18 protein-coding genes are annotated in these 20,844 nt (G+C 66.0%); 8 read left to right on the top strand and 10 right to left on the bottom strand.

All coding sequences use genetic code 11. The features are described 5' to 3' along the window. Positions 1-36: 36 nt before the first annotated feature. The 4 genes from JJ918_RS08440 to tpiA form a co-directional block, all read right to left on the bottom strand. Entirely contained in the window at positions 37-1,665 is a 1,629-nt protein-coding gene (locus JJ918_RS08440; protein WP_291885788.1) for a CTP synthase, read from the bottom strand. Between the two features lie 81 nt (positions 1,666-1,746). After that, entirely contained in the window at positions 1,747-2,073 is a 327-nt protein-coding gene (gene secG / locus JJ918_RS08435; RefSeq protein WP_291885786.1) for a preprotein translocase subunit SecG, read from the bottom strand. A 116-nt stretch (positions 2,074-2,189) separates the two neighbouring features. After that, on the bottom strand, positions 2,190-3,257 hold the full coding sequence (locus JJ918_RS08430) for a response regulator receiver protein (protein ID WP_291885784.1): 1,068 nt from the start codon (positions 3,255-3,257) through the stop codon (positions 2,190-2,192). A gap of 75 nt (positions 3,258-3,332) precedes the next feature. After that, positions 3,333-4,082 carry a triose-phosphate isomerase gene (tpiA, locus tag JJ918_RS08425; protein ID WP_291885780.1) on the bottom strand — a complete coding sequence of 250 codons (750 nt, stop codon included), beginning with the start codon at positions 4,080-4,082 and terminating at the stop codon, positions 3,333-3,335. A 189-nt stretch (positions 4,083-4,271) separates the two neighbouring features. On the opposite strand from tpiA, the gene JJ918_RS08420 reads away from it, so the two are divergent. Beyond that, on the top strand, positions 4,272-6,209 hold the full coding sequence (locus tag JJ918_RS08420) for a peptidylprolyl isomerase (protein WP_291885777.1): 1,938 nt from the start codon (positions 4,272-4,274) through the stop codon (positions 6,207-6,209). Further along, positions 6,206-7,702 (top strand): anthranilate synthase component I, encoded by a 1,497-nt coding sequence (gene trpE, locus JJ918_RS08415; protein WP_291885775.1) that lies wholly within the window; start codon positions 6,206-6,208, stop codon positions 7,700-7,702. The genes JJ918_RS08420 and trpE overlap by 4 nt, the downstream gene beginning before the upstream one ends. On the opposite strand, the gene JJ918_RS08410 is transcribed toward trpE, so the two are convergent. After that, on the bottom strand, positions 7,688-8,701 hold the full coding sequence (locus tag JJ918_RS08410) for a divergent polysaccharide deacetylase family protein (protein ID WP_291885774.1): 1,014 nt from the start codon (positions 8,699-8,701) through the stop codon (positions 7,688-7,690). The genes trpE and JJ918_RS08410 overlap by 15 nt on opposite strands. Positions 8,702-8,801: 100 nt before the next feature. On the opposite strand from JJ918_RS08410, the gene JJ918_RS08405 reads away from it, so the two are divergent. The 4 genes from JJ918_RS08405 to lexA all read left to right on the top strand — a co-directional run bounded on the left by JJ918_RS08405 (position 8,802) and on the right by lexA (position 12,286). Further along, positions 8,802-9,392, top strand: a complete 591-nt coding sequence (locus JJ918_RS08405) for an aminodeoxychorismate/anthranilate synthase component II (protein WP_291885771.1) — start codon at positions 8,802-8,804, stop codon at positions 9,390-9,392. Between the two features lie 270 nt (positions 9,393-9,662). Continuing rightward, complete coding sequence (gene trpD, locus JJ918_RS08400) at positions 9,663-10,682, top strand: anthranilate phosphoribosyltransferase (RefSeq protein ID WP_291885768.1); 1,020 nt, start codon at positions 9,663-9,665, stop codon at positions 10,680-10,682. A 2-nt stretch (positions 10,683-10,684) separates the two neighbouring features. Beyond that, complete coding sequence (trpC, locus tag JJ918_RS08395; protein ID WP_291885765.1) at positions 10,685-11,497, top strand: indole-3-glycerol phosphate synthase TrpC; 813 nt, start codon at positions 10,685-10,687, stop codon at positions 11,495-11,497. A gap of 93 nt (positions 11,498-11,590) precedes the next feature. After that, on the top strand, positions 11,591-12,286 hold the full coding sequence (gene lexA, locus JJ918_RS08390) for a transcriptional repressor LexA (RefSeq protein ID WP_291885763.1): 696 nt from the start codon (positions 11,591-11,593) through the stop codon (positions 12,284-12,286). A gap of 302 nt (positions 12,287-12,588) precedes the next feature. On the opposite strand, the gene JJ918_RS08385 is transcribed toward lexA, so the two are convergent. Next, positions 12,589-14,646 carry a ComEC/Rec2 family competence protein gene (locus JJ918_RS08385; protein ID WP_291885761.1) on the bottom strand — a complete coding sequence of 686 codons (2,058 nt, stop codon included), beginning with the start codon at positions 14,644-14,646 and terminating at the stop codon, positions 12,589-12,591. 130 nt (positions 14,647-14,776) lie between these two features. Between JJ918_RS08385 and gltX the strand changes: the two genes are divergently transcribed. Together gltX and gltA are read left to right on the top strand one after the other, a co-directional pair. Beyond that, positions 14,777-16,207 carry a glutamate--tRNA ligase gene (gltX, locus tag JJ918_RS08380; protein WP_367277674.1) on the top strand — a complete coding sequence of 477 codons (1,431 nt, stop codon included), beginning with the start codon at positions 14,777-14,779 and terminating at the stop codon, positions 16,205-16,207. Between the two features lie 27 nt (positions 16,208-16,234). Further along, positions 16,235-17,539, top strand: coding sequence for a citrate synthase (gltA, locus tag JJ918_RS08375; protein ID WP_291885756.1), 1,305 nt, complete (start codon positions 16,235-16,237; stop codon positions 17,537-17,539). Between the two features lie 48 nt (positions 17,540-17,587). Here gltA and lpxB read toward each other — a convergent pair whose 3' ends face one another. The 4 genes from lpxB to fabZ are packed head-to-tail and all read right to left on the bottom strand — an operon-like array spanning position 17,588 to position 20,844. Then, positions 17,588-18,763, bottom strand: coding sequence for a lipid-A-disaccharide synthase (gene lpxB / locus JJ918_RS08370; protein WP_291885753.1), 1,176 nt, complete (start codon positions 18,761-18,763; stop codon positions 17,588-17,590). After that, entirely contained in the window at positions 18,760-19,617 is an 858-nt protein-coding gene (locus JJ918_RS08365) for an LpxI family protein (RefSeq protein WP_291885751.1), read from the bottom strand. The genes lpxB and JJ918_RS08365 overlap by 4 nt, the downstream gene beginning before the upstream one ends. Further along, on the bottom strand, positions 19,610-20,401 hold the full coding sequence (gene lpxA, locus JJ918_RS08360) for an acyl-ACP--UDP-N-acetylglucosamine O-acyltransferase (protein WP_291885749.1): 792 nt from the start codon (positions 20,399-20,401) through the stop codon (positions 19,610-19,612). The genes JJ918_RS08365 and lpxA overlap by 8 nt, the downstream gene beginning before the upstream one ends. Next, positions 20,401-20,844: a 3-hydroxyacyl-ACP dehydratase FabZ gene (fabZ, locus tag JJ918_RS08355; RefSeq protein ID WP_291885747.1), complete on the bottom strand. Its 444-nt coding sequence runs from the start codon at positions 20,842-20,844 to the stop codon at positions 20,401-20,403. The genes lpxA and fabZ overlap by 1 nt, the downstream gene beginning before the upstream one ends.

Raw genomic sequence — 20,844 nt, 5'->3', positions numbered from 1 at the left:
ATCCTTCCCCATCATGGGGAAGGATGGAACGTAAGTTCAGACCATGCGGCTCTGGTGCAGCGCCGCCGCGATAAAGCTGGCGAACAGCGGGTGCGGTTCGAAGGGGCGGGATTTCAGTTCCGGGTGGAATTGCACGCCGACGAACCAGGGATGGTCCTCGATCTCGACGATCTCGGGCAGGATGCCGTCCGGCGACAGGCCGGAGAAGGTCAGGCCGCAGGCTTCCAGCTTTTCCTTCCAGGCCACATTCACCTCGTAGCGGTGCCGGTGGCGTTCCTCGATATGGGCCGCGCCATAGATCTCGCGGACGCGGCTGCCTTCCTTGAGGACGGCCGGATAGGCGCCCAGACGCATCGTGCCGCCCATATCGCCCTCGGCCGAGCGGGTCTCGACCTCATTGCCGCGCGTCCATTCGGTGAGCAGACCGACAACCGGCTCGCCGTCGCTGGAGAATTCCGAGGAGACCGCATCGGGCACACCCGCCAGATTGCGCGCCGCTTCCAGCACCGCCATCTGCATGCCGTAGCAGATGCCGAAGAACGGTACCTTGCGTTCCCGGGCAAATTTCGCCGCCGCGATCTTGCCTTCCACGCCCCGTTCGCCGAAGCCGCCCGGCACGAGCACACCGTGCACGTCTTCCAGCGGTTCGAACGGATCGTCCTTCTCGAACTGCTCGCTATCGAGCCATTTCAGGCGAACCTTCACACCATTGGCGATCCCGCCATGATTGAGGGCCTCGATCAGAGATTTATAGGCGTCCAGCAGGCCGACATACTTGCCCACGACACCGATCGTAACCTCGCCATCGGGATTGTGGATCGTGTCGGAGATTTGCTGCCAGCGCGACAGGTCGGGCTCCGGCGCATCGTCGATGCCGAAGCAGTGCAGGATTTCCGTATCCAGGCCCTGGCGATGGTATTCCATCGGTACGTCGTACAGCGAGGCGGCGTCGCGCCCCTCGATCACGGCGCTTTCGCGGACATTGCAGAACAGCGCGATCTTGCGCTTGTCGCCCGGCGGGATCGGAATCTCGCAGCGGCACAGAAGGATATCCGGCTGGATACCGATCGAGCGCAGCTCCTTCACCGAGTGCTGGGTCGGCTTGGTCTTCATCTCGCCGGCCACCTTGATGAAAGGCAGCAGGGTGACGTGCAGGAAGACCGCATTGCCCTCGCCCAGCTCCTGGCCGAGCTGGCGGATCGCCTCGAAGAAGGGCAGGCCTTCAATATCGCCGACCGTGCCGCCGATCTCGCACAGCACGAAATCGACATCGCCGGCGTCGGAGAGGACGAATTGCTTGATCTGGTCGGTGACGTGCGGAATCACCTGCACCGTCGCGCCGAGATAATCGCCGCGGCGCTCGCGCTCGATGATGCGGGAATAGATCCGGCCCGTGGTGATATTGTCGGCCTGGCTCGCCGGAACGCCGGTGAAGCGCTCGTAATGGCCCAGATCCAGATCGGTCTCTGCCCCGTCATCGGTGACGTAGCATTCGCCGTGCTGGTAGGGCGACATCGTGCCCGGGTCGACATTGAGATAGGGATCGAGCTTGCGCAGGCGGACCTTGTATCCACGCGCCTGGAGCAAAGCTCCGATAGCGGCTGAAGCGAGGCCTTTTCCAAGGGAGGAGACCACGCCGCCGGTGATGAAAATATATCGCGGCATGGGCCGTCTGATTATCCGAGATTCGGACGCCCCGAAAGACGCGACTGCAAGATTTGATGTGAAAAGCGTGGAAGCCGGGGTCTAGCCGTCGGTGGGAACACCCGTGCCCGGCTCTTCTTCCTCGTCGAGAACACCGATCGCCGGGTTCTGGTCGACCGTGCGGTCGAACACGCTGCGGCCATCCGCATCGACGCTGGCAACGACGGCCAGCAGGATGGAATTGGCGATGAACACCGCGCCGAGCAGCATCGTCGTGCGCGTCAGCACATTGGCGGCACCGCGGCTGGACATCATGCCACCACCGCCGCCACCGATCCCGAGGGCTCCGCCTTCGGAACGCTGCATCAGGATCACGCCCACAAGACCGGCCGCAACCAGGAGCTGGATGATCAGGAGGACTGTCGTCATGAATACCGCCGTCGTTTCGGAACCTGCCGGTCTGGCTCCACACACATGTGCTCGACACACACATGCATATCGCCCGGAATGCATATGGGTCCGCACATCGGCGAACCCAAGCCCGGCTACATCGCGGCGCGTTTTATACCAGCGTTCTGGTCTTGGCCAGCATCGTCTGCGGTTACGTCTCCACCCTCGCCGGATGCCGCCGCCTGCTCGGCGGCCAGTTCGGCCCGGCGCTGGGCCAGATCGGCCTTGGCCTGCAGCCGTTTGCGCAGATTGGTAACGGTCCGGCCGATTTCGTCCTTCGAACGTTCCAGCGTCTCGCCATTGGCAAAGGCGGCATAGGCGCCCATCGACAATTCCTTGATCAGCCGGAGCGAGCTCGCCGGCACGCTGGAACCGTCACCCATGGCGCGGATCTGGTCGATCAGGGCCTCGGCAACCTCGGCGGCCTCGCGGCGATTGGCCTTGATCAGCTGGGCTTTCAGCTCGCGGGCCGAGCGGCCGAGATCCGCCACATCCAGCCGGACCGGCGGATTGTCGCCACCACTCGCCTTGGACATCTGCAGCTCGACCGTGATCACGATCCGCATCGCCAGACGGCGCAGGCGCTCGGCCGTCACGGTCTCGCGCGCTTCGCGGATCCACTGATTGGCGTTGTTCAGCGCCTCATAGTCATTCTCGACCGTTGCCTGCAGGAAGTTAGGCACTTTCAGCGGCGGCGCGTCCGACGAACGCTCGCTGTCCTTGCGGCGGTCAGGGCCGATATAGTCGCTGGTGACGATGAATTCCTTGCGGTTCTTGATCAGCGTCTTGACCCGCTCTTCCGCAAACATGGTGGAGAATGGCCGCACGATCACGTCGTCGGCGCCGCACTCGATGGCCTTGCGGATATGCGAGGTGTCGCGGCTCCAGGTGGTCAGCAGCATGACGGAGAACGGGTTATTGCCCAGATCGCCGCGGCGCACCGAGCGCACAAGGTTGAAGATGTCCGTATCGGTCGCGCTGGTTTCGGCCACCACGAGCGCGGGCGCCGTCTCCGCCAGCGTCGACTTGAACTCCCGCAGAGACGAGACGCACTCGATCTGCCGGAAGCCGATTTCGAACAGGGCATAGCGCGTCGTCCGCTGGTTCACGTGAACCGGGTCGAAAAGCAGGACGGACGCTCGGGCGTAGTCGGTTTCGGCCATGCGCTGAGAAGCTCCCGGTTCGGCGGACAGGTATCGTCGAACCGGAACACTGCGCAGAAAGAAGTTTCGATCCGCTTACCGGAATAGTTGTGATTCGCGACAGGCGGCCTGGATAATCGGTATAAAATCATCAGCTTTCAGGGATGCACCGCCCACCAGGGCCCCATCGACATCCGGCAATTCGAGCAGCGTCGATACATTGTCCGGCTTCACCGATCCCCCGTACAAAATCCGTGTGTTGACAGGGTCGGGCAGCCGGCTGCGGATGAAGGCGTGCATGGCCTGGACGTCCTCCGGCTCCGCCGTCAGCCCGGTGCCGATCGCCCAGACCGGCTCATAAGCTATGACCAATTCCCGCTGATCCGGGTTTTCCGGCAGGGATCCGGCGAGCTGTGCCGCGATCACGGTCTCTTCGCGGCCGGCTTCACGCTCGGCCTGGGTTTCACCGACGCAGATCACGGGCACCAGGCCGGCCTCGAGCGCCGCGACGGCCTTGTCGCGCACGGTGCTGTCGCTTTCGCCGTGATCGCTACGGCGCTCCGAATGACCGACAATCGCATGACTGGCACCGGCATCGCGCAGCATGGCGGCGGAAATGTCGCCGGTATGGGCACCCGACACGGCGGCATGGCAATCCTGCCCGCCCACCTTGATGCCGTGCACACCGGCCCGGCGCGCGGCCTCTGCCAAAAGTGTCGCCGGCGGGCAGATCAGAACCTCGGCATCCGCTGCCGCTGCGGCCGGTCCGATTGCGTCGAGAAATTCCAGATCGGCCGCCAGACCGTTCATTTTCCAGTTGCCGGCGATCAGTTTCCGTCTCGGCATAACCCCTCCCATGCCTGTCTCTAGCTCCGCCCCGAGCCTGCCGAGGATTAGTCGGCTCCGGCGTCCGGGGCAATAACCGCGCCTGCGCCCGATGGCTGCGCTGCAAGCCCTGCAACCGCGACTGGCGCTTGCGACCCTGAATCCGCCCCGTTACCTTCCGCGCGACATTGATCTGAGGCCCTGCTGACCATGCTGACCCTATTCCGGTCCTTCGCCAAATCGCCGTTTGCCCTGGTGATCATCCTTCTCATCGTGCTCGCCTTTGCATTTACAGGCGTGGGCGGCATCTTCACCGGCAGCGGGACCGCCGTCGTGGTCGCAGGCAATCAGCAGGTTTCGGTGCGCCAGGTCGCACAGGCCTTTGAACGCGAATTGCAGCGCGTGCAGACGGAAAATCCCGACATCACCCGCGAACAGGCCCTGGAATTCGGTCTGGGCGAGCAGGTGCTGCAGCGCCTGACGACCTTCGCGGCGCTGGAAGCGAAAGCGAGCGAGCTGGGTCTCGCCATCTCGCCGGATGCGCTGGTCGACGAAGCGGCGCGCCAGACGGCCTTTCGCAATCCGGTCACCGACCGGTTCGACTACAACACCATGATCAGCGTGCTGCAGAACAACGGCATGACCGAAGCGCAATTCCGCTCCGAGCTGGAGGGCGATCTTCTGCGCCAGCAATTGATCTTTGCCTTGGCCGGATCCGTCCCGGCTCCGGAATTCCTCGCCGAGACGCGTTACGACGTCCGCCGCGAGCGCCGCCAGATCACGGCGCTGCTGCTGGATGCCTCGACCGCCGACGAGATCGAGGATCCCACCGAGGAACAGCTGGAAAGCTTCATCGCCAACAATCAGGACATGACCGACCGCAACGGCCTGCCGGTCTTCACGGCACCGGAATTCCGCGCCATCACCCTGGTTCGCTTCCGCCTCGCCGACTTCCTGCGCGATATCGAGATCGACGAGACGATGCTGCGCGAAACCTATGACTACCAGGTCGAGACCGGACAGCTGGGCACGCCGGCCCGCCGTTCCTTCGTGCAGCTGACGGCTGCCGACGAAGCCACCGCGCAAACCGTCGCATCGCGCCTCGAAGCCGGCGAGACCGCCACAGCCATCGCCGCCGATATGGGCCTGGGTGAACCGGTCGAGCTGGAAGAAGTCGAGGCTTATGAAGTGCCCGACAGCCAGGTCGGCGAAGCCGTGTTCGCCATGAGCGAAGGCGCAACGGCCGCTGTCGAGGGCCGGTTCGGCTGGAATGCCGTTCTGGTGACGATGTCGGAAGACGAGCAATTGCCGACCTTCGAGGAGCAGCTGCCGCAGCTGCGCGAGGATGCCGCCCGCGCCGACGCGCTGGACGCGCTCTACGACCAGATCGCCGCCTTCGAGGAAGCGCGCGCCAGCGGCTCGACGCTGGAACAGGCCGCCGCCCAGTCCGGCACCCCGATCGAGGTCTACGGCCCGCTCGACCAGTATGGCCGCGATGAGAGCCTGGAAATCGACATGCAGCGCTATACCGAGCTGGGTCCCGACATCCTGGCGACGGCGTTCCAGCAATCCCAGGGCTTTGCCATCGATCTCGAGCAATACAACGAGACCGACTATTTCACCGTTCGCGTCGACGAGATCATCCCGTCGGCTCCGCGTGCGCTGGACGATGTCCGCGATGTCGCTGAGGCGCGCTGGCGCGAGATCCAGGTCGACACGCAATTGTCCGCCCGCGCCGACGAGGCGCTGGAACAGCTGCAGGCCGGCGAACCGCTCGACGTGGTCGCCCTGACGACCGGTGGCCGCACCGAAAGCACGACCACGACGCGCAGCGCCACGGCTCCGAATTTCGGCCGCAATGTCGTCAGCCGCGCCTTCAGCCTGGATCCGGGCGTCTGGGACAGTGTCCAGACGGGCACGGGCAGCTATGCGCTGGTCCGCGTGGACGAGATCATTCCGGCCGATACGAGCGCGATCTCCGAAAGCGAGATGGCCACGATGCAGGAAGAGCTCGCCAACGAGATGGGCGAAGACGTGCTGATCGCGCTGCAACAGGCCCTGCAGCAGGAATACGGGCTGAATGACGGTGCCGTCGATCGCCAGCTCTTTGCTCGCGCCCTCGGCCAAGACCAGACGACCCAGCCATGACCGTACGCGCGACGGTCTCGCCGGACTTCGAAACCGTCGCCGCTGCGTTCGAACGCGGCGAAACCGCGGTACTCCAGGCCCGGCGTGTGGACGATCTGCTGACGCCGGTCGCCGCCTATCTCAAACTTGCCCGCAACCGGGCCGACACTTTCCTGCTGGAATCGGTGGAAGGTGGCGCCTGGCGCGGCCGCTATTCGGCAATCGGTCTCGATCCCGACCTGATCTGGCAGTGCCGCAACGGACAAGTGTCCGAAGCCCGCGGGCTCGCCGTGGCCCGCCGCGAATTCACGCCCGTCGACGAACCGCCCATGCAGGCGCTGCGGCGCGTGATCGAGGATGCCCGCTGCCCCCTGCCCGACGGCGCACCGCCTCTGGCCTCCGGCCTGTTCGGCTATGTCGGTTACGACATGGTGCGCTATCTGGAACGCCTGCCGGAACATGCCGCACCGGACCCGCTGGACGTGCCCGAAAGCTGTCTGCTGCGGCCGCGTGTCATGGTCGTGTTCGATGCGCTGAAGCAGGAAATCCAGGTCTATAGCCCGGTTCGTCCCGGCGAGTATTCAGCCCGCGAAGCCTATGATGCCGCAGTGGAACGCATGCAGATGGCGCTCGATGCGCTCGCCGGCGGAACGCCAGACATGGCGACGCCGGACGGCGAGCTCGGCCCGCGCAGCTCGAACCAGGACGATGCGACCTATCGTGAGGCCGTTGACCGTGCGCGCGGCTATATCCGTGCCGGCGACGCCTTCCAGGTCGTGCCAAGCCAGCGTTTCTCGGCCGATTATCCGGCCGACCCCTTCTGGCTCTACCGCTCGCTGCGGCGCCTGAACCCCTCGCCCTTCCTGTTCTTCTTCCGCTTTGACGGTTTCGAGATTGTCGGCTCCAGCCCGGAAATCCTGGTCCGGTTGCGCGACGGTACGGTGACGGTGCGCCCGATCGCCGGCACGCGTCCGCGCGGCAAGACACCGGCCGAGGACGACGCCTTTGAGGCCGATCTGCTGGCCGATCCGAAGGAACGCGCCGAACACCTCATGCTGCTCGATCTGGGCCGCAACGATGTCGGCCGTGTCGCCAAGCCCGGTTCGGTGCGCATCACTTCGCGCGAAATCGTCGAGCGCTACAGCCACGTCATGCACATCGTCTCGAATGTCGAAGGCGATCTGGCCGAGGGCGAGGACGCCGTCTCGGCCCTCTTTGCCGGCTTCCCGGCGGGCACCGTGTCCGGCGCGCCGAAAGTGCGGGCGATGGAGATCATCGACGAGCTGGAGCCGCATCGCCGCGGCATCTATTCCGGCGCGGTGGGCTATTTCTCGGCCGATGGCGGCATGGATACGTGTATCGCGCTGCGCACGGCGGTGGTGAAGGACGGACGGATCCACGTCCAGGCCGGAGCCGGCGTCGTGCTCGACAGCGATCCGGAATCGGAACGGGTGGAAACGGTCAACAAGGCCGCCGCGCTGTTCCGCGCCGCCGAGGACTCACTGCAGGGCTGAGGCGTCGGCCGTCGGTGTGGCGGTGCGGGCGATCTGGTCGGACAGGGTCGTCACGGTGACGAATTCCACGCCGCGCTCGCGCGCATCCGCGATCCAGGCTTCCAGCACATCCAGCGTCGTGTCGTGCGGATGGCCGATGGCAATCGCCCAGCCGCGCGAACGGGCCAGCGCCTCGGCTTCGTCGAGCCGGGCGGTGACCTCGGCCGGCGTCTGGACGTGATCGAGGAAAATATCTCGCTGCAGCGCGTCCAGTCCCAGCCCCGCCGCCACAGCCTGGCCGCGGCTCTCGCCCGTCGTCAGGGAATCGAGAAACAGCGGCTGGCGGTCGGCGACCGCAGACAGCGCCACACGCATCGCCCGCGGATCGGCGGTAAAGCGGCTGCCCATGTGATTGTTCAGCCCCACGGCCTCCGGCACGCGGCTCATCGCCCAGCGGATCCGGGCCTCAAGATCGCTGTCGCTCATGCCCAGACGCAGGGCGTTCGGTCCCGGATCGGCCAGTCCCACGGGCTCCATCGGCATATGCAGCAGGACATCATGGCCTGCAGCCGAAGCCTCTGAGGACACGGTCGCGGCAGCCTCGGCATAGGGCAGAACGGCGATACTGACGCCGGCATCCAGCGCGATGACGCGTCGCGCGGCCGCCAGGTCCAGCCCCACATCGTCGATCACGATGGCAAGGCGCGGCCCGGCCGGCAGGAAAGCGTCGACGGCATCGATATCGCTGGCCGCCGGGGCCATGCGGGTCCGCGCGGTTTCGGACGTGCGAACCGACTTGGCACCGCCTTGCGCGTGGGCGGGCTCGCGAATCACGACAGCCGCGTCCGCAACGGCAACGGCAACGGCCGGCTCCACCACGCCCGCATCCGCTTCACCGGCCTGGCTGGCGAGGGAAAACACTACAGCACCAACGAGATAGGCAGACGCGACCAGCGCACCGGCAAAGGCCGGCACGGCAGAGCTCGCGCTGCGAATCAGGGGGCGCTGATCGGGTTTCATGCGTTAACCACGCTCCAAAGGGCTTAAACCGGCGTTAAACAGCCCGCGGGATTGGCGCAACGGGCCGGACCGCCTAGATTTCCGCCAACCGGAGAGAGCCATGCTTCTGATCGTCGACAATTATGACAGCTTCACCTTCAACCTGGTGCACTACTTCCAGGAACTGGGTGCCACGACTCGTGTCATTCGCAATGACGCAATGTCCGTGGAGGAAGCCCTCGCGCTGGCCCCGGACGGGATCGTGCTGTCGCCCGGCCCCTGCGACCCCGACCGCGCCGGCATCTGCCTGGGGCTGATCGAGAAAGCACCGGCCGACCTGCCGATCCTGGGGGTCTGCCTGGGCCACCAATCCATCGGCCAGGTGTTCGGCGGCAAGGTCGTCTCGGCGATGGAAATCATGCATGGCAAGACCAGCCCGATCGAGCATGACGGAACCGGCGTCTTCGCCGGCCTCGCCAATCCCTTCACCGCGACACGCTATCATTCCCTCGCCGTGAAGCCCGACAGCGTGCCGGACGTGCTGCGCGTAACGGCGCGCACCGGCGATGGCGAGATCATGGGTCTGGCCCACCGCGAGCGGCCGGTTCACGGCGTGCAGTTCCACCCGGAATCCATCGCCTCGGAACACGGTCACGACCTGCTGGCCAACTTCCTGGCCATGACGCGCAAACCGCACGCGGCTGCAGCCTAGGTGTGCTCCGGCGCGGCTGGCGATTGCCTCGCCCGCCTGTGCACGCTATTCGCAACGGGTTCGCGAAGTTCATCACCGGTCTTCAGACACGTATGCCGATCTGTTCCACATCCTCCGCCCCTGTCTGCACCGCCGCCCGCGCGGTGAACGGCGCGTGGATGTGCGGAGCGCGCGTTCGATACGTGGCGGCCGCAACGGGATGCTGGCGCACATCGGCCTGACCGACTGCCCGCCCTGCCCCGAGACCTTCCGAACCGGACCCTGTTCACCATGCGTTTTCTGTCGACCTGCCTCCAGGCCTTCAGCCGGGCCGAACGCCCGTCCCATGACGCCATTGCCGGCGCCTTTGCCGAGCTGATGGATGGCGAAGCCTCCGATCCGGCGATTGCCGGCTTCCTGATCGGCCTGGCGGCCCAGGGCGAAACCCCCGCCGATATCGCGGCCGGGGCCCGGGTCATGCGCGCCCGGATGACCCGTATCACAGCGCCGGAGGGCGCCATCGATACCTGCGGCACGGGCGGCGATGGCAAGGGCGCCTATAATATCTCCACCGCCGCCGCGATCGTGGCCGCCGGTGCCGGCGCCATTGTCGCCAAGCATGGCAACCGTGCCGCCTCCTCCAAATCCGGCTCCTCCGACGTGCTGGCCGCCCTCGGGTTCGATCTGGATTGCGGCACGGAACGCGTCGAGCGCTCGCTGAACGAGGCCGGCGCCGGCTTCCTCTTCGCTCCGGCGCACCATTCCGCCGTCCGCCATGTCGGCCCGGCCCGGCAGGCCCTGGGCGTGCGCACGGTGTTCAACCTGCTGGGACCGCTCTCCAACCCGGCCGGCGTGAAGCGGCAATTGCTGGGCGTCTATCACCGGCGCTGGCTGGTCCCCATGGCCGAGGCGCTGCGCGATCTGGGCTGCGAACACGCGCTGGTCATCTGCGGCGCCGACGGGATGGACGAGATCACCACGACCGCATCCACCCATATCGCCGAACTGCGCCAGGGCCGGATCGACACGTTCGATTTCCACCCGGGCGAAGCCGGCATTGCGCTGGCATCCGAGGAGGACCTGCGCGGCGGCGACCCGGCCTATAATGCGGCCGCCATCAACCGCCTGCTCGACGGCGAGACCGGGCCGTTCCGCGATATCGTCATGCTCAATGCCGGCGCCGCCCTTCTGGTGGCGGGCAAGGCGGCGACCATTGCCGAGGGCGCCGGCCTGGCAGCCGCAGCCCTTGACGACGGCCGCGCCCGCACCACGCTCGACCGTATGATTGCCATTTCCCGGGGCGACGCCTGACCATGACCGACACACCCGACACCCTCGCCCGCATCGGCACCTACAAGCGCGCCCATATCGAGGCCTGCAAGTCCGAGCATCCGCTTGCCGAGATCGAGGCAAAAGCCCGCGACGCCGCACCGGTGCGCGGTTTTCTCGAGGCGCTGAAAGCCGCCGCCCGCACGGACGGGCTGGGCCTCATCGCCGAGATCAAGAAGGCCAGCCCCTCCAAGGGGCTGATCCGCGCCGATTTCGATCCGCCTGCCCTCGCCCGCGCCTATGAGGCCGGCGGTGCGACCTGCCTGTCCGTTCTCACCGACGGTCCCAGCTTCCAGGGTGCCGACGCCTTTCTTGGCGCGGCCCGCGATGCGGTCGCCCTGCCCGCCCTGCGCAAGGACTTCATGTACGACCCCTATCAGGTCGCCGAAGCGCGCATGCTGGGGGCCGATGCGATTCTGGTGATTCTCGCCGCCGTCGACGACGATACGGCCCGGCGCCTCTCCGACGAGGCCGAACGCTGGAGCATGGATGTCCTCGTCGAAGTCCATGATGATGCCGAGATGGAGCGCGCGCTCGATCTCAACGCCCCGCTGGTCGGCATCAACAACCGCAATCTGCGTACGTTCGAGACCTCGCTGGAGACCTTCGAACGTCTCGCCCCGCATGTCGGCTCCGGGCGTTTCCTGGTTGGCGAAAGCGGCATTTTCACGCCCGAGGACGCGCGCCGCCTGCAGCGGGCCGGCGCCCGGGCACTCCTGGTCGGCGAGAGCCTGATGCGCCAGGAGGATGTCGCAGCCGCGACCCGTGCCCTCATGACCCCGCCCGGTGACGCTTGACGCGCATCGGGAACACTTGTAGAACAAACGGCAGAATTCCTGATTTGTTCCCGGCGTGAATCGTGTCGGGATTCGTCCAGACGAGGGCCTGCCGTGCTGACCCGGAAACAGAACGAACTCCTGCTCTTCATCCACAAGCGGATCAAGGAAACGGGCGTGTCGCCCTCCTTCGACGAGATGAAAGCGGCGCTGCAGCTGGCCTCGAAATCCGGCGTGCACCGGCTGATCACAGCGCTGGAAGAGCGCGGTTTCATCCGGCGCCTGCCGCACCGGGCCCGCGCCCTGGAAGTGCTCAAACTCCCCGAATCCGCCGCCAGCGCAAAGGCGCCGGTGCCGTCGGGCGATCTTGGCCCCAATGTCGTGCGTGCCAATTTCAACAAGCCGGAAGACAGCGAGCGCGAAACCACGGTGGAAATCCCTGTGCTTGGCCGCATCGCGGCTGGCGTGCCGATCTCCGCGATCCAGCACGAGACCGACCGCCTGCCCATCCCGGCGGACATGATCCGCGGCGGCGAGCATTTCGCGCTCGAGGTCAAGGGCGACTCGATGATCGAGGCCGGTATTCTGGACGGCGACACCGTTCTGATCCGCCGCTGCGAATCTGCCGATACCGGCGATATCGTCGTGGCGCTGGTCGATGACGAGGAAGCCACGCTGAAGCGCCTGCGCAAAAAGGGCGGCTCGATCGCCCTGGAAGCGGCCAATCCGGAATACGAAACCCGGATCTTCGGCCCCGACCGGGTCAAGGTTCAGGGTCTGCTGGTCGGCCTGATCCGCAAGTATCACTGACGGGGCGAGCGCCTGTTCCTGGCGCTGCTTTCCGGACTGCGAGTGCAGCCGGGAGGCTGATCTGTGTGACGTTCTGATCTTGCCGGCGTGATGATCCGCCGGGCTTTCCACGAGCGCTGCTGAAGCAGGCTGCGAGGCTCGCTTCGGCACGGTCGATAACAGACTTCAACGAATACTGTTTATGCCAACTGGTCGCCGGATACTGACGGGGCTCGCCAGTCACGGCCTGTGGTGGCCTTTATCTGTCCGTCTCGCGCAGACCGAGGCGCCATTTGCCGGCCATTGCCGTTCGGGCTGCCCTCTCAGTTCCATCTGACATGCTCGGGTCCCGTCGTCCGGCGCGCATGCCAGGGCAAGCGCGTATCGCGCGGCAGGACGTGGCGGATGACGAGCTCGCCACTCGCCGCTTCCCGGATCAGCGCCCCGCCCTGCCGTGCCAGAACGCCGCCGTCGATGACACGGGCAGCACAGGTGCGGATCCGGTGTTCCGGAATGCTCAACCTTGTCACGATCAGCCCGGCCAGCCGGCAGTCCTCCGCCAGGCTGTCGAGTTCCTCGAGCAAGGTGAACACGGTACCGCCCGGCGTGCGCCCGGCACATCCGGTGTCGTCGCAGGCCAGTACCAGACGGTCCGGCCGCTCGCGCTCGCCCTCGGCCTCGAGGAAGACCCGCACCGGAAAGCGGCTGCGCCGGCGGTCGCTGATCGCCCAGCCCGCCGCGTCCTCGCCCTGCGCCAGCACCACGCCGTCTCGGGTAACGAAGAGGTCGGGCCGCGGACCTGTCGCCCAGATCGCCATCGCGACCAGCATCACGCCGATGCCGGGCGCCCGCCACAGCCCCCGCGCCGCACAGGCAATTGCAAATCCGCAGCCATAAAGCGCCAGCACCCATCCCGGCGCGGACGGTATCGCGCGTTCCGCACCCGGCCAGTCCGCCACCATGTGGGCCAGTGTCAGGACCAGATCGAGCCCCCATCCCATGACGGCGAGCGGCACGGCATCCAGTCCGAGCGGCATCAGGAAGAGCGCCAGCACACCGGCCGGCATCACCAGCAGGGTGAAGACCGGCATGACGATGAGATTGCCGATCAGCCCCCAGGCCGCGATCCGGTGGAAGTGAAAGGCGGCGAAGCCCGATGTCGCGACACCGGCGACAAGACTGGTCATGCCCAGCCCGCCAAAGAATTGCCGCAGGCCGCGCCCCGGATCGAGCGGTGCCGGCGGCGGGCGTTTTGCCTGCCAGACCTGCGCCGCGGCGATGAGCGCGGCCACAGCGGCAAAGGACATCTGGAAACCCGGCGTGACGACGGCTTCCGGCGTCAGCAGCAGAACGGCCGTCATCGCGATCGCCAGCGTATGGAAGGAGAGCACACGCCGCCGGGCCAGAACCGCGCCCAGCGCCGAGACCGTCATGATGAAGGCCCGCTGGGTCGGGATGGCCCCGCCCGACACGGCGAGATAGAGCGCGGCAGCGATCAGGGCCGCAAGCGCCGCCGGAACAGCAGGGTCGTGACGCCGCGACCAGCCGCCCAGGCCCGCGGCCATCATGCGCACGGCAAAGAACACCCCGCCCGCGAACAGCCCCATATGCATGCCGGAAATCGCCAACATATGCCCCAGCCCCGCACTGCGCAGAGCGTCGACATCTGCCGGATCCAGCCGCGAACGGTCACCCGTCAGGAGAGCCGCCGCGAGCGCGCCGGACCGGCCCGGAACCTGCCGCGCAATCCGTTCAGCCATCCGCCAGCGCAGTTGCGCGATCCAGCGCTGTACGCCATCGGCCGCAAGATCCGGCGCCGGCTGCGCCGGTGCGACGGCATAGCCGGTTGCCGCGATCCGGGCGAAGAAGGCGTGAAAGGCGAAATCATAGCCGCCAGGCATCGCGGCGGGCCGCGGCGGCGACAGCACCGCCTCCACCGAAACCGGATCGCCCGGCCGCAAGTCCCCAGGATCGCCCAGAACCCGCACGGAATAAGCCGGCCTCTCATCTATTGCCGGAACCCGGATCACCAGCCTTTGCCGGCCACTGCCGCTGCGCTCGATCGCGCCCAGCCAGCCGGTCAGCGGCACCGCATTGTCGCGTGTATCGATCGCGGGAATGGCCTCGGCGCCGTCGATCCGCGCTTCGGTCCGCATCTGCCCCGCCACAAGCCCCGCGGCGAAGACGGCCGTCAGCAGGGCGAAACGCCGGTACCGGTCAGGACCGCGCCATGTCACGGCGATACCTGCAGCCAGGACAATACCGGCAACCGCCGGCACGCCGGCGGACAGCGGGGTCACAAGTGCGAGAATTGCGCCCGCCGCCAGCCCGAGCGCGAAGAGGATCGCAGGACTGAAATAGTTTTCAGTCCCAGTGCTCAATACCGGTTTTTTAAAGCGGCCTGCCGCCGGTCGGGGCAGGCTTGCGGCGAGGTGAAGCACGAAGCAGCCTTCGGTCTATCGCAAAAGCTGATATTCATGCTAACACGACTTTCCCTTTCCGCAGCGCAGCATGAATTCGCACGTGCAAAACAACGACAACCCCATTCGCACCCGCTTCGCCCCGTCGCCGACGGGCTTCCTGCATATTGGCGGCGCCCGTACCGCGCTTTTCAACTGGCTCTTCGCCCGCCATCACGGCGGCGCCTTCTATCTTCGCATCGAGGATACCGATCGCGCCCGTTCGACCCAGGCCGCGATCGACGCGATCCTGGAGGGGCTGACCTGGATGGGCCTGGACTGGGACGGCGATGCCGTTTCCCAGTTCGAGCGCGCCCCGCGCCATGTCGAGGTCGTCGACGAGCTGCTGGCCGCCGGCAAGGCCTTCAAATGCTATTGCACGACAGAAGAGGTGCAGGCGCTGCGCGACCAGGCCTTTGCCGAGGGCCGTGCCCTGCGCTCGCCCTGGCGCGACCGCCCGGCCAGTGACGCGCCCGCCGACACGCCCTTCGTCGTGCGCTTCCGTGCACCGGACAGCGATGTCGTACTGGAAGATGCGGTGCAGGGCACGGTGCGCTGGGCTGCCAAGGAATTCGACGATCTGATCCTGCTGCGCTCGGACGGCAGCCCGACCTATAACCTCGCTGTCGTGGTCGACGATCACGATATGGGCATCACCCACATCGTGCGCGGCGACGACCATCTGGTAAATGGCGGCCGCCAGAGCCAGATCTATGACGCGCTGGGCTGGGACCGCCCGGTCTTCGCCCATGTGCCGCTGATCCACGGCCAGGACGGCAAAAAGCTGTCCAAGCGCCATGGCGCGCTGGGCGCGGAAGCCTATCGCGACATGGGCTATCTGCCCGAAGGCCTGCGCAACTACCTGCTGCGTCTGGGCTGGGCCCGTGGCGACCAGGAAATCTTCAGTGACGAGGAGGCAATTGCCGCCTTCACGCTGGACGGGCTGAACAAGGCGCCGGCCCGCATGGACCTGGACAAGCTGAACCATATCAACGGGCAACATATCGCCCGCGCCGGCGACGCGCGGCTGGTCGAACTGGTGACGCCCTTCCTCGATGTGCTTGAAGACCGCATCGACGATCCCCAGATAACGCGTGAGCGACTTCTGGCCGCCATGCCGGTTCTGAAGACCCGGGCAGCGACACTGGAAGAACTCGCCCGGCAGAGCTATTTCTTGCTCAAACCCCGCCCGTTCCACTTGGAAGGCAAGGCCGCCAAACCCTTGGACGACGAAGCCCGGCAGCGTCTTTACCGGCTCTTCACCCGTCTGAGCGATCTGGATGGCTGGACGGACGAGGCGCTGGCCGCAGAACTGAAGAATTTCGCCGAAGCCGAGGAGGTCGGTTTCGGCAAGGTCGGGCAGCCGCTGCGTGCGGCCCTGACCGGCGGGGCCCCCGCCCCCGATCTGTCGCTTGTCATGGCCTTCCTGGGCCGCGGCGAAGCGCTCGATCGGATCAAGGACCAGATGATGGCGGACGCGTAAGCGGCCGCGAACCTAGGGGATGACGTGATGGAAAACAAAGCCAAACCGAACGGGACGGCCACGCTCTCGTATAACGGCAAGTCCGTTGACCTGCCGGTGCTGAGCGGCGAGATCGGCCCGGATGTGATCGACATCCGCAAACTCTATGCGGAAACCGGCCTGTTCACCTTCGACCCGGGCTTCACCTCGACGGCGAGCTGTGAAAGCCAGATCACTTATATCGACGGTGGCGAAGGCACCCTGCTCTACCGCGGTTACCCGATCGACCAGCTGGCCGAGAGCTCCAACTTCATGGAGGTCTGCTACCTGCTGCTGCACGGTGAGCTGCCCAAGGCCGACGAGTTCGAGAATTTCGACTGGACGATCCGCCGGCATTCCATGCTGCACGACCAGTTCGACCAGTTCTTCCGCGGCTTCCGCCGTGATGCCCACCCGATGGCCATCATGGTTGGCACGGTCGGCGCGCTGTCGGCTTTCTACCACGACTCGACCGACATCAACGATCCGGAGGCACGCACCATCGCGTCGCACCGCATGATCGCCAAGATGCCGACGATCGCGGCCCGCGCCTACAAATACTCCATCGGCCAGCCCTTCATCAGCCCGCGCAACGACATGGACTATGCCGGGAATTTCCTGCGTCAGTGCTTTGCCGTGCCGGCCGAGGACTACAAGGGCTCGGACGTGCTCGCCAAGGCGATGGACAAGATCTTCATCCTGCACGCCGACCACGAGCAGAATGCGTCGACCTCCACGGTACGCCTGGCCGGTTCGTCCGGTGCCAATCCGTTCGCCTGTATCGCTTCGGGCATCGCCTCGCTGTGGGGCCCGGCGCATGGCGGTGCGAACGAAGCCGCGCTGAACATGCTCAACCAGATCGGCTCGGTCGACAAGATTCCGGAATATGTGAAGCGCGCCAAGGACAAGGACGATCCGTTCCGCCTGATGGGCTTCGGTCACCGGGTCTACAAGAATTACGACCCGCGCGCGAAAGTCATGCGCGACACCTGCCACCAGGTGCTCGACGAGCTGGGCGTGCGCAACGATCCGACCCTGCAGGTCGCCATGGAGCTGGAGCGCATCGCGCTGGAAGACGACTACTTTGTCGAGAAAAAGCTCTATCCGAATATCGACTTCTATTCGGGCATCACGCTGAAGGCGATGGGCTTCCCGACCGAGATGTTCACCGTTCTGTTCGCCCTGGCCCGCACCGTCGGCTGGATCGCGCAATGGACCGAAATGGTCGAGGATCCGTCCCAGAAGATCGGCCGTCCGCGCCAGCTCTTCACCGGCGCCACGCCGCGCGATTATGTGGATTTCTCCAAGCGCTAAACGCTGGAGTTCCTGCACAGAAAAGGCCGCTCTCCGGAGCGGCCTTTTTTATTGTCCGGAGGACGCGTCCAGCGTCTCAAGCACGGCATCGGCGGCCCGGTCGCTGGCCTTGCCGTCTCCGCGCATGCGGGCGGTCGTCTCGACGAGTTGGCGCGAAAGCTTTTCCCGGCGTCCGGCATCGTCGATCAGGGCGCCGACCGCCTCTGCCAGATTGGCGCCGGTGGCCCGGGTCTGAACGAGTTCGGGCACCAGTTCCGCATCGGCCGAGATATTCACCAGGCTGATATACTTCGCCTTCATCAGGTTGAAGGCGCGGGCCAGCGCCCAGGTGATCCAGCCCAGCCGATAGCTGGTCACGGTCGGCACACCGGCCGTGGCCAGCTCGGTCACCACGGTGCCGGAACAGGCCAGCGCCGCGTCCGCCGCGGCAAAGGCATCGGCCTTCTCGGTCTCCTCGACCAGGACGGCACCGTCGAAACAGCGCGCGTTGTCCAGCCGGGCGCGCAGATCGGCCTCGACCGGATCGGCGACGGGAATGACGATCGACAGTCCGGGATAGCGCTCCCGCAGCCGTGCAACCGCCCGGGCAAACGGCCCGAACATGCGCCTGATCTCCGATGTCCGGCTGCCGAACAGCACGGTCAGCACCGGCGCATCGGCCGCAATAGCATGCCGCGCCCGGAAAGCCGCGCCATCGCCGGCTTCCAGGCGTTCCAGCGTGGGATTGCCGACGAAGGTCACCGGCAGGCCGTGGGCTTCGTAATAGGGCGCATCGAAATCGAGAATGGTCAGCAGCCGGTCGACCGTCGCCGCGAGGGTTGCCGCCCGGCCGGGCCGTGTCGCAAAGACCTGCGGTCCGACATATTTGATCAGCCGGATGGACGGATCGGCCGCCCGCACGCCCTGGGCCACGCGTAGCGTATAGCCCCAGCTGTCGATCAGCACGACGGCATCGGGCTTGACCCGCAGGATGTCGTCGACACTGGCCGCCACGGCCGCCTTCACGCGCTTGTAGGCCATAAGCCCGTCGATCCAGCCAAAAATGGCGAGGTCGGAAATAGCGATGGCCGAGGTCACGCCTTCCTCGGCCATGGCGCGGCCGCCAATGCCGGCAAAGCGGATCTCACCACCGGTTTTCGTCCGCAGGGAGCGCATCAGGGCGGCGCCCAGAAGATCGCCGGAGCGTTCGACCGCGACGACATAGATGAGCGGCGTGCCGGTCATGCTTCTGCGTCCCTCACCACCAGGAAGAGGCCGCGCGCATCGAGCTCGCGGATCACCGCCTCGCGATCCACTACCAGCGCACCGCCCGCCTCCAGCACGATCCCCGCCAGTCCCGCCGCATCGCACAGGCGCACCGTGTCGACGCCGACGACCGGCATGTCGATGCGGCGCTCCTGGATCGGCTTGGGCCGTTTGGCGAGCACACCGCGGCGCTCATCAGGCGATCCGCGCAGCGCGGCCGGCAGGCCCGCCACGCGCTCCAGCATGGCATTTGTGCCTTCCTGGGCCTCGACGGCCAGCACCAGTCCGTCGGCAACGACGGCGCCCTGACCGATATCCAGCCGGCCGATCTCGGCGGCCACATGCATGGCCTTGTCGGCATCGGCTTGAGCATTGGCATCCGGCTCGACCCGCCCCAGACGCCCCGCCTCCAGACGGTTCCGGGTCAGCAGGCTGTCGGCACCGACAACAGTCAGGCCTTCGCGCTCGAACGCCTCGACCACTACGCGCAGGATCGCATCATCGCCCTTGCGCCCCGCCGCCAGCACGCGCGGCAGGAGTTTTAGCCCGGCCCCGTCCAGGCGCAGCGCCTTGAAATCGGGCCGTGTGACATAGCCGGCAAAGCACACCGCATCGCATCCGGCCGATTTGAGCGACCGCGTGATCGCTCCGATCTCGCCAACCGAATGCTCGACATGCCCGATATCGTCGAAGGGATCGTCGGCAAAGCCTTTCAGCCGGATCACCAGAACCGACTGCGGGTCGAGCGCATTGAGGATTTCACGCGGCAGCCCGCCGCCGCCGGCGATCAGGCCGAGACGGGTCCAGGGGGCCGCATGCTGCGTGTCAGTCATGAGGCATGCAGACGGAGCGTTTTGCGTCTTCGCGAATGAAACCGATGATCTCCATCACCGGTGCATTGTCGCGATAGAGGTGCGCAACGTCGTCGACCCGTTCCTCGAACGTGCCCTCCTGGGCAAACAGCAGGCGATAGGCTGCCCGCAGATCGCGCAGCGTCTCGCGCGGCATGCCGCGGCGCTTCAGCCCGACCACGTTCAGCCCCGCCAGATGGGCATGATTGCCGATCACCGAGCCGTAGGGGATGACATCCGCCGTCACCATGGCCATGGCGCCGACGAAAGCGTGACGACCGATCCGGCTCTTCTGGTGAATGCCGGCATAGCCGCCCAAGATCACGTGATCGGCCACCGTCGTTTCGCCGCCGATGGCCGCGCAATTGGCGAACACGACCCGGTCGCCGACGATGCAGTCGTGCGCGACGTGCGAGCCGACCATGAAATAGCCGTCATCGCCCACAACCGTCTGGCTGCGTGCGAATGTGGTGCCGGGATGCATGGTGACATTCTCGCGCATGATATTGCGCTTGCCGATGATCAGGCGCGTATCCTCGCCCTGGTATTTGAAGTCCTGCGGCGGATGGCCGAGATGGACGCCCGGATAGAGCACGCAGTCCTCGCCCAGCGTCGTGTTGCCGGCAATCGTGACATGCGACATCAGCCGTACGCGATCGCCCAGCCTCACTTTCGGACCGATGATCGAGAAGGGACCGATCTCGACGCCCTCGCCCAGCTGGGCCGCCGGGTCGACAATTGCCGTGGGATGAATGGTCGCGCTCATCAGTGTTCTACCGCCTTGGCAGAGAATTCCGCCTGCACGGCACGCACGCCGTCGGCAAAGACCTCGCCCTTGAATTTGAAGACGCCATGGCGCGCTGCGGTTACCGAGACCGGCATGCGCAGCATCATCCCGGGACGGACCGGCGAACGGAACCGCACCTTGTCGGCGCCCATGAAATAGACCGTCGCCGAATCGGGCGCGGCCTTCAGCGTCTTGTACATCAGCACGGCACCGGCCTGGGCCATGGCCTCGATCATCAGCACGCCGGGCATCACCGGATTGCCGGGGAAATGACCCGGAAAGAAGGGCTCGTTCGCCGTTACGGCCTTCAGCCCCACGATCGATTCGCCAGCGCGGTAGTCCTCGGCAGCGTCGATGAGGAGGAAGGGGTAACGGTGCGGCAGGAGTTTCAGGATTTCGTTGTGTTCAATCCGGTCGGACAC

The organism is Maricaulis sp., assembly GCF_017642925.1.
Lineage (GTDB): Bacteria > Pseudomonadota > Alphaproteobacteria > Caulobacterales > Maricaulaceae > Maricaulis.
Note: the sequence above shows the minus strand (reverse complement) of the source record. Positions and strands in the feature narration are given on the sequence as shown.

Excerpts from the sequence above, each read along its gene's own strand:
- JJ918_RS08440 (WP_291885788.1), bottom strand. The coding sequence starts at position 1,665 with ATGCCGCGATATATTTTCATCACCGGCGGCGTGGTCTCCTCCCTTGGA.
- secG (WP_291885786.1), bottom strand. The coding sequence starts at position 2,073 with ATGACGACAGTCCTCCTGATCATCCAGCTCCTGGTTGCGGCCGGTCTT.
- JJ918_RS08430 (WP_291885784.1), bottom strand. The coding sequence starts at position 3,257 with ATGGCCGAAACCGACTACGCCCGAGCGTCCGTCCTGCTTTTCGACCCG.
- tpiA (WP_291885780.1), bottom strand. The coding sequence starts at position 4,082 with ATGCCGAGACGGAAACTGATCGCCGGCAACTGGAAAATGAACGGTCTG.
- JJ918_RS08420 (WP_291885777.1), top strand. The coding sequence starts at position 4,272 with ATGCTGACCCTATTCCGGTCCTTCGCCAAATCGCCGTTTGCCCTGGTG.
- trpE (WP_291885775.1), top strand. The coding sequence starts at position 6,206 with ATGACCGTACGCGCGACGGTCTCGCCGGACTTCGAAACCGTCGCCGCT.
- JJ918_RS08410 (WP_291885774.1), bottom strand. The coding sequence starts at position 8,701 with ATGAAACCCGATCAGCGCCCCCTGATTCGCAGCGCGAGCTCTGCCGTG.
- JJ918_RS08405 (WP_291885771.1), top strand. The coding sequence starts at position 8,802 with ATGCTTCTGATCGTCGACAATTATGACAGCTTCACCTTCAACCTGGTG.
- trpD (WP_291885768.1), top strand. The coding sequence starts at position 9,663 with ATGCGTTTTCTGTCGACCTGCCTCCAGGCCTTCAGCCGGGCCGAACGC.
- trpC (WP_291885765.1), top strand. The coding sequence starts at position 10,685 with ATGACCGACACACCCGACACCCTCGCCCGCATCGGCACCTACAAGCGC.
- gltX (WP_367277674.1), top strand. The coding sequence starts at position 14,777 with ATGAATTCGCACGTGCAAAACAACGACAACCCCATTCGCACCCGCTTC.
- gltA (WP_291885756.1), top strand. The coding sequence starts at position 16,235 with ATGGAAAACAAAGCCAAACCGAACGGGACGGCCACGCTCTCGTATAAC.
- lpxB (WP_291885753.1), bottom strand. The coding sequence starts at position 18,763 with ATGACCGGCACGCCGCTCATCTATGTCGTCGCGGTCGAACGCTCCGGC.
- JJ918_RS08365 (WP_291885751.1), bottom strand. The coding sequence starts at position 19,617 with ATGACTGACACGCAGCATGCGGCCCCCTGGACCCGTCTCGGCCTGATC.
- lpxA (WP_291885749.1), bottom strand. The coding sequence starts at position 20,401 with ATGAGCGCGACCATTCATCCCACGGCAATTGTCGACCCGGCGGCCCAG.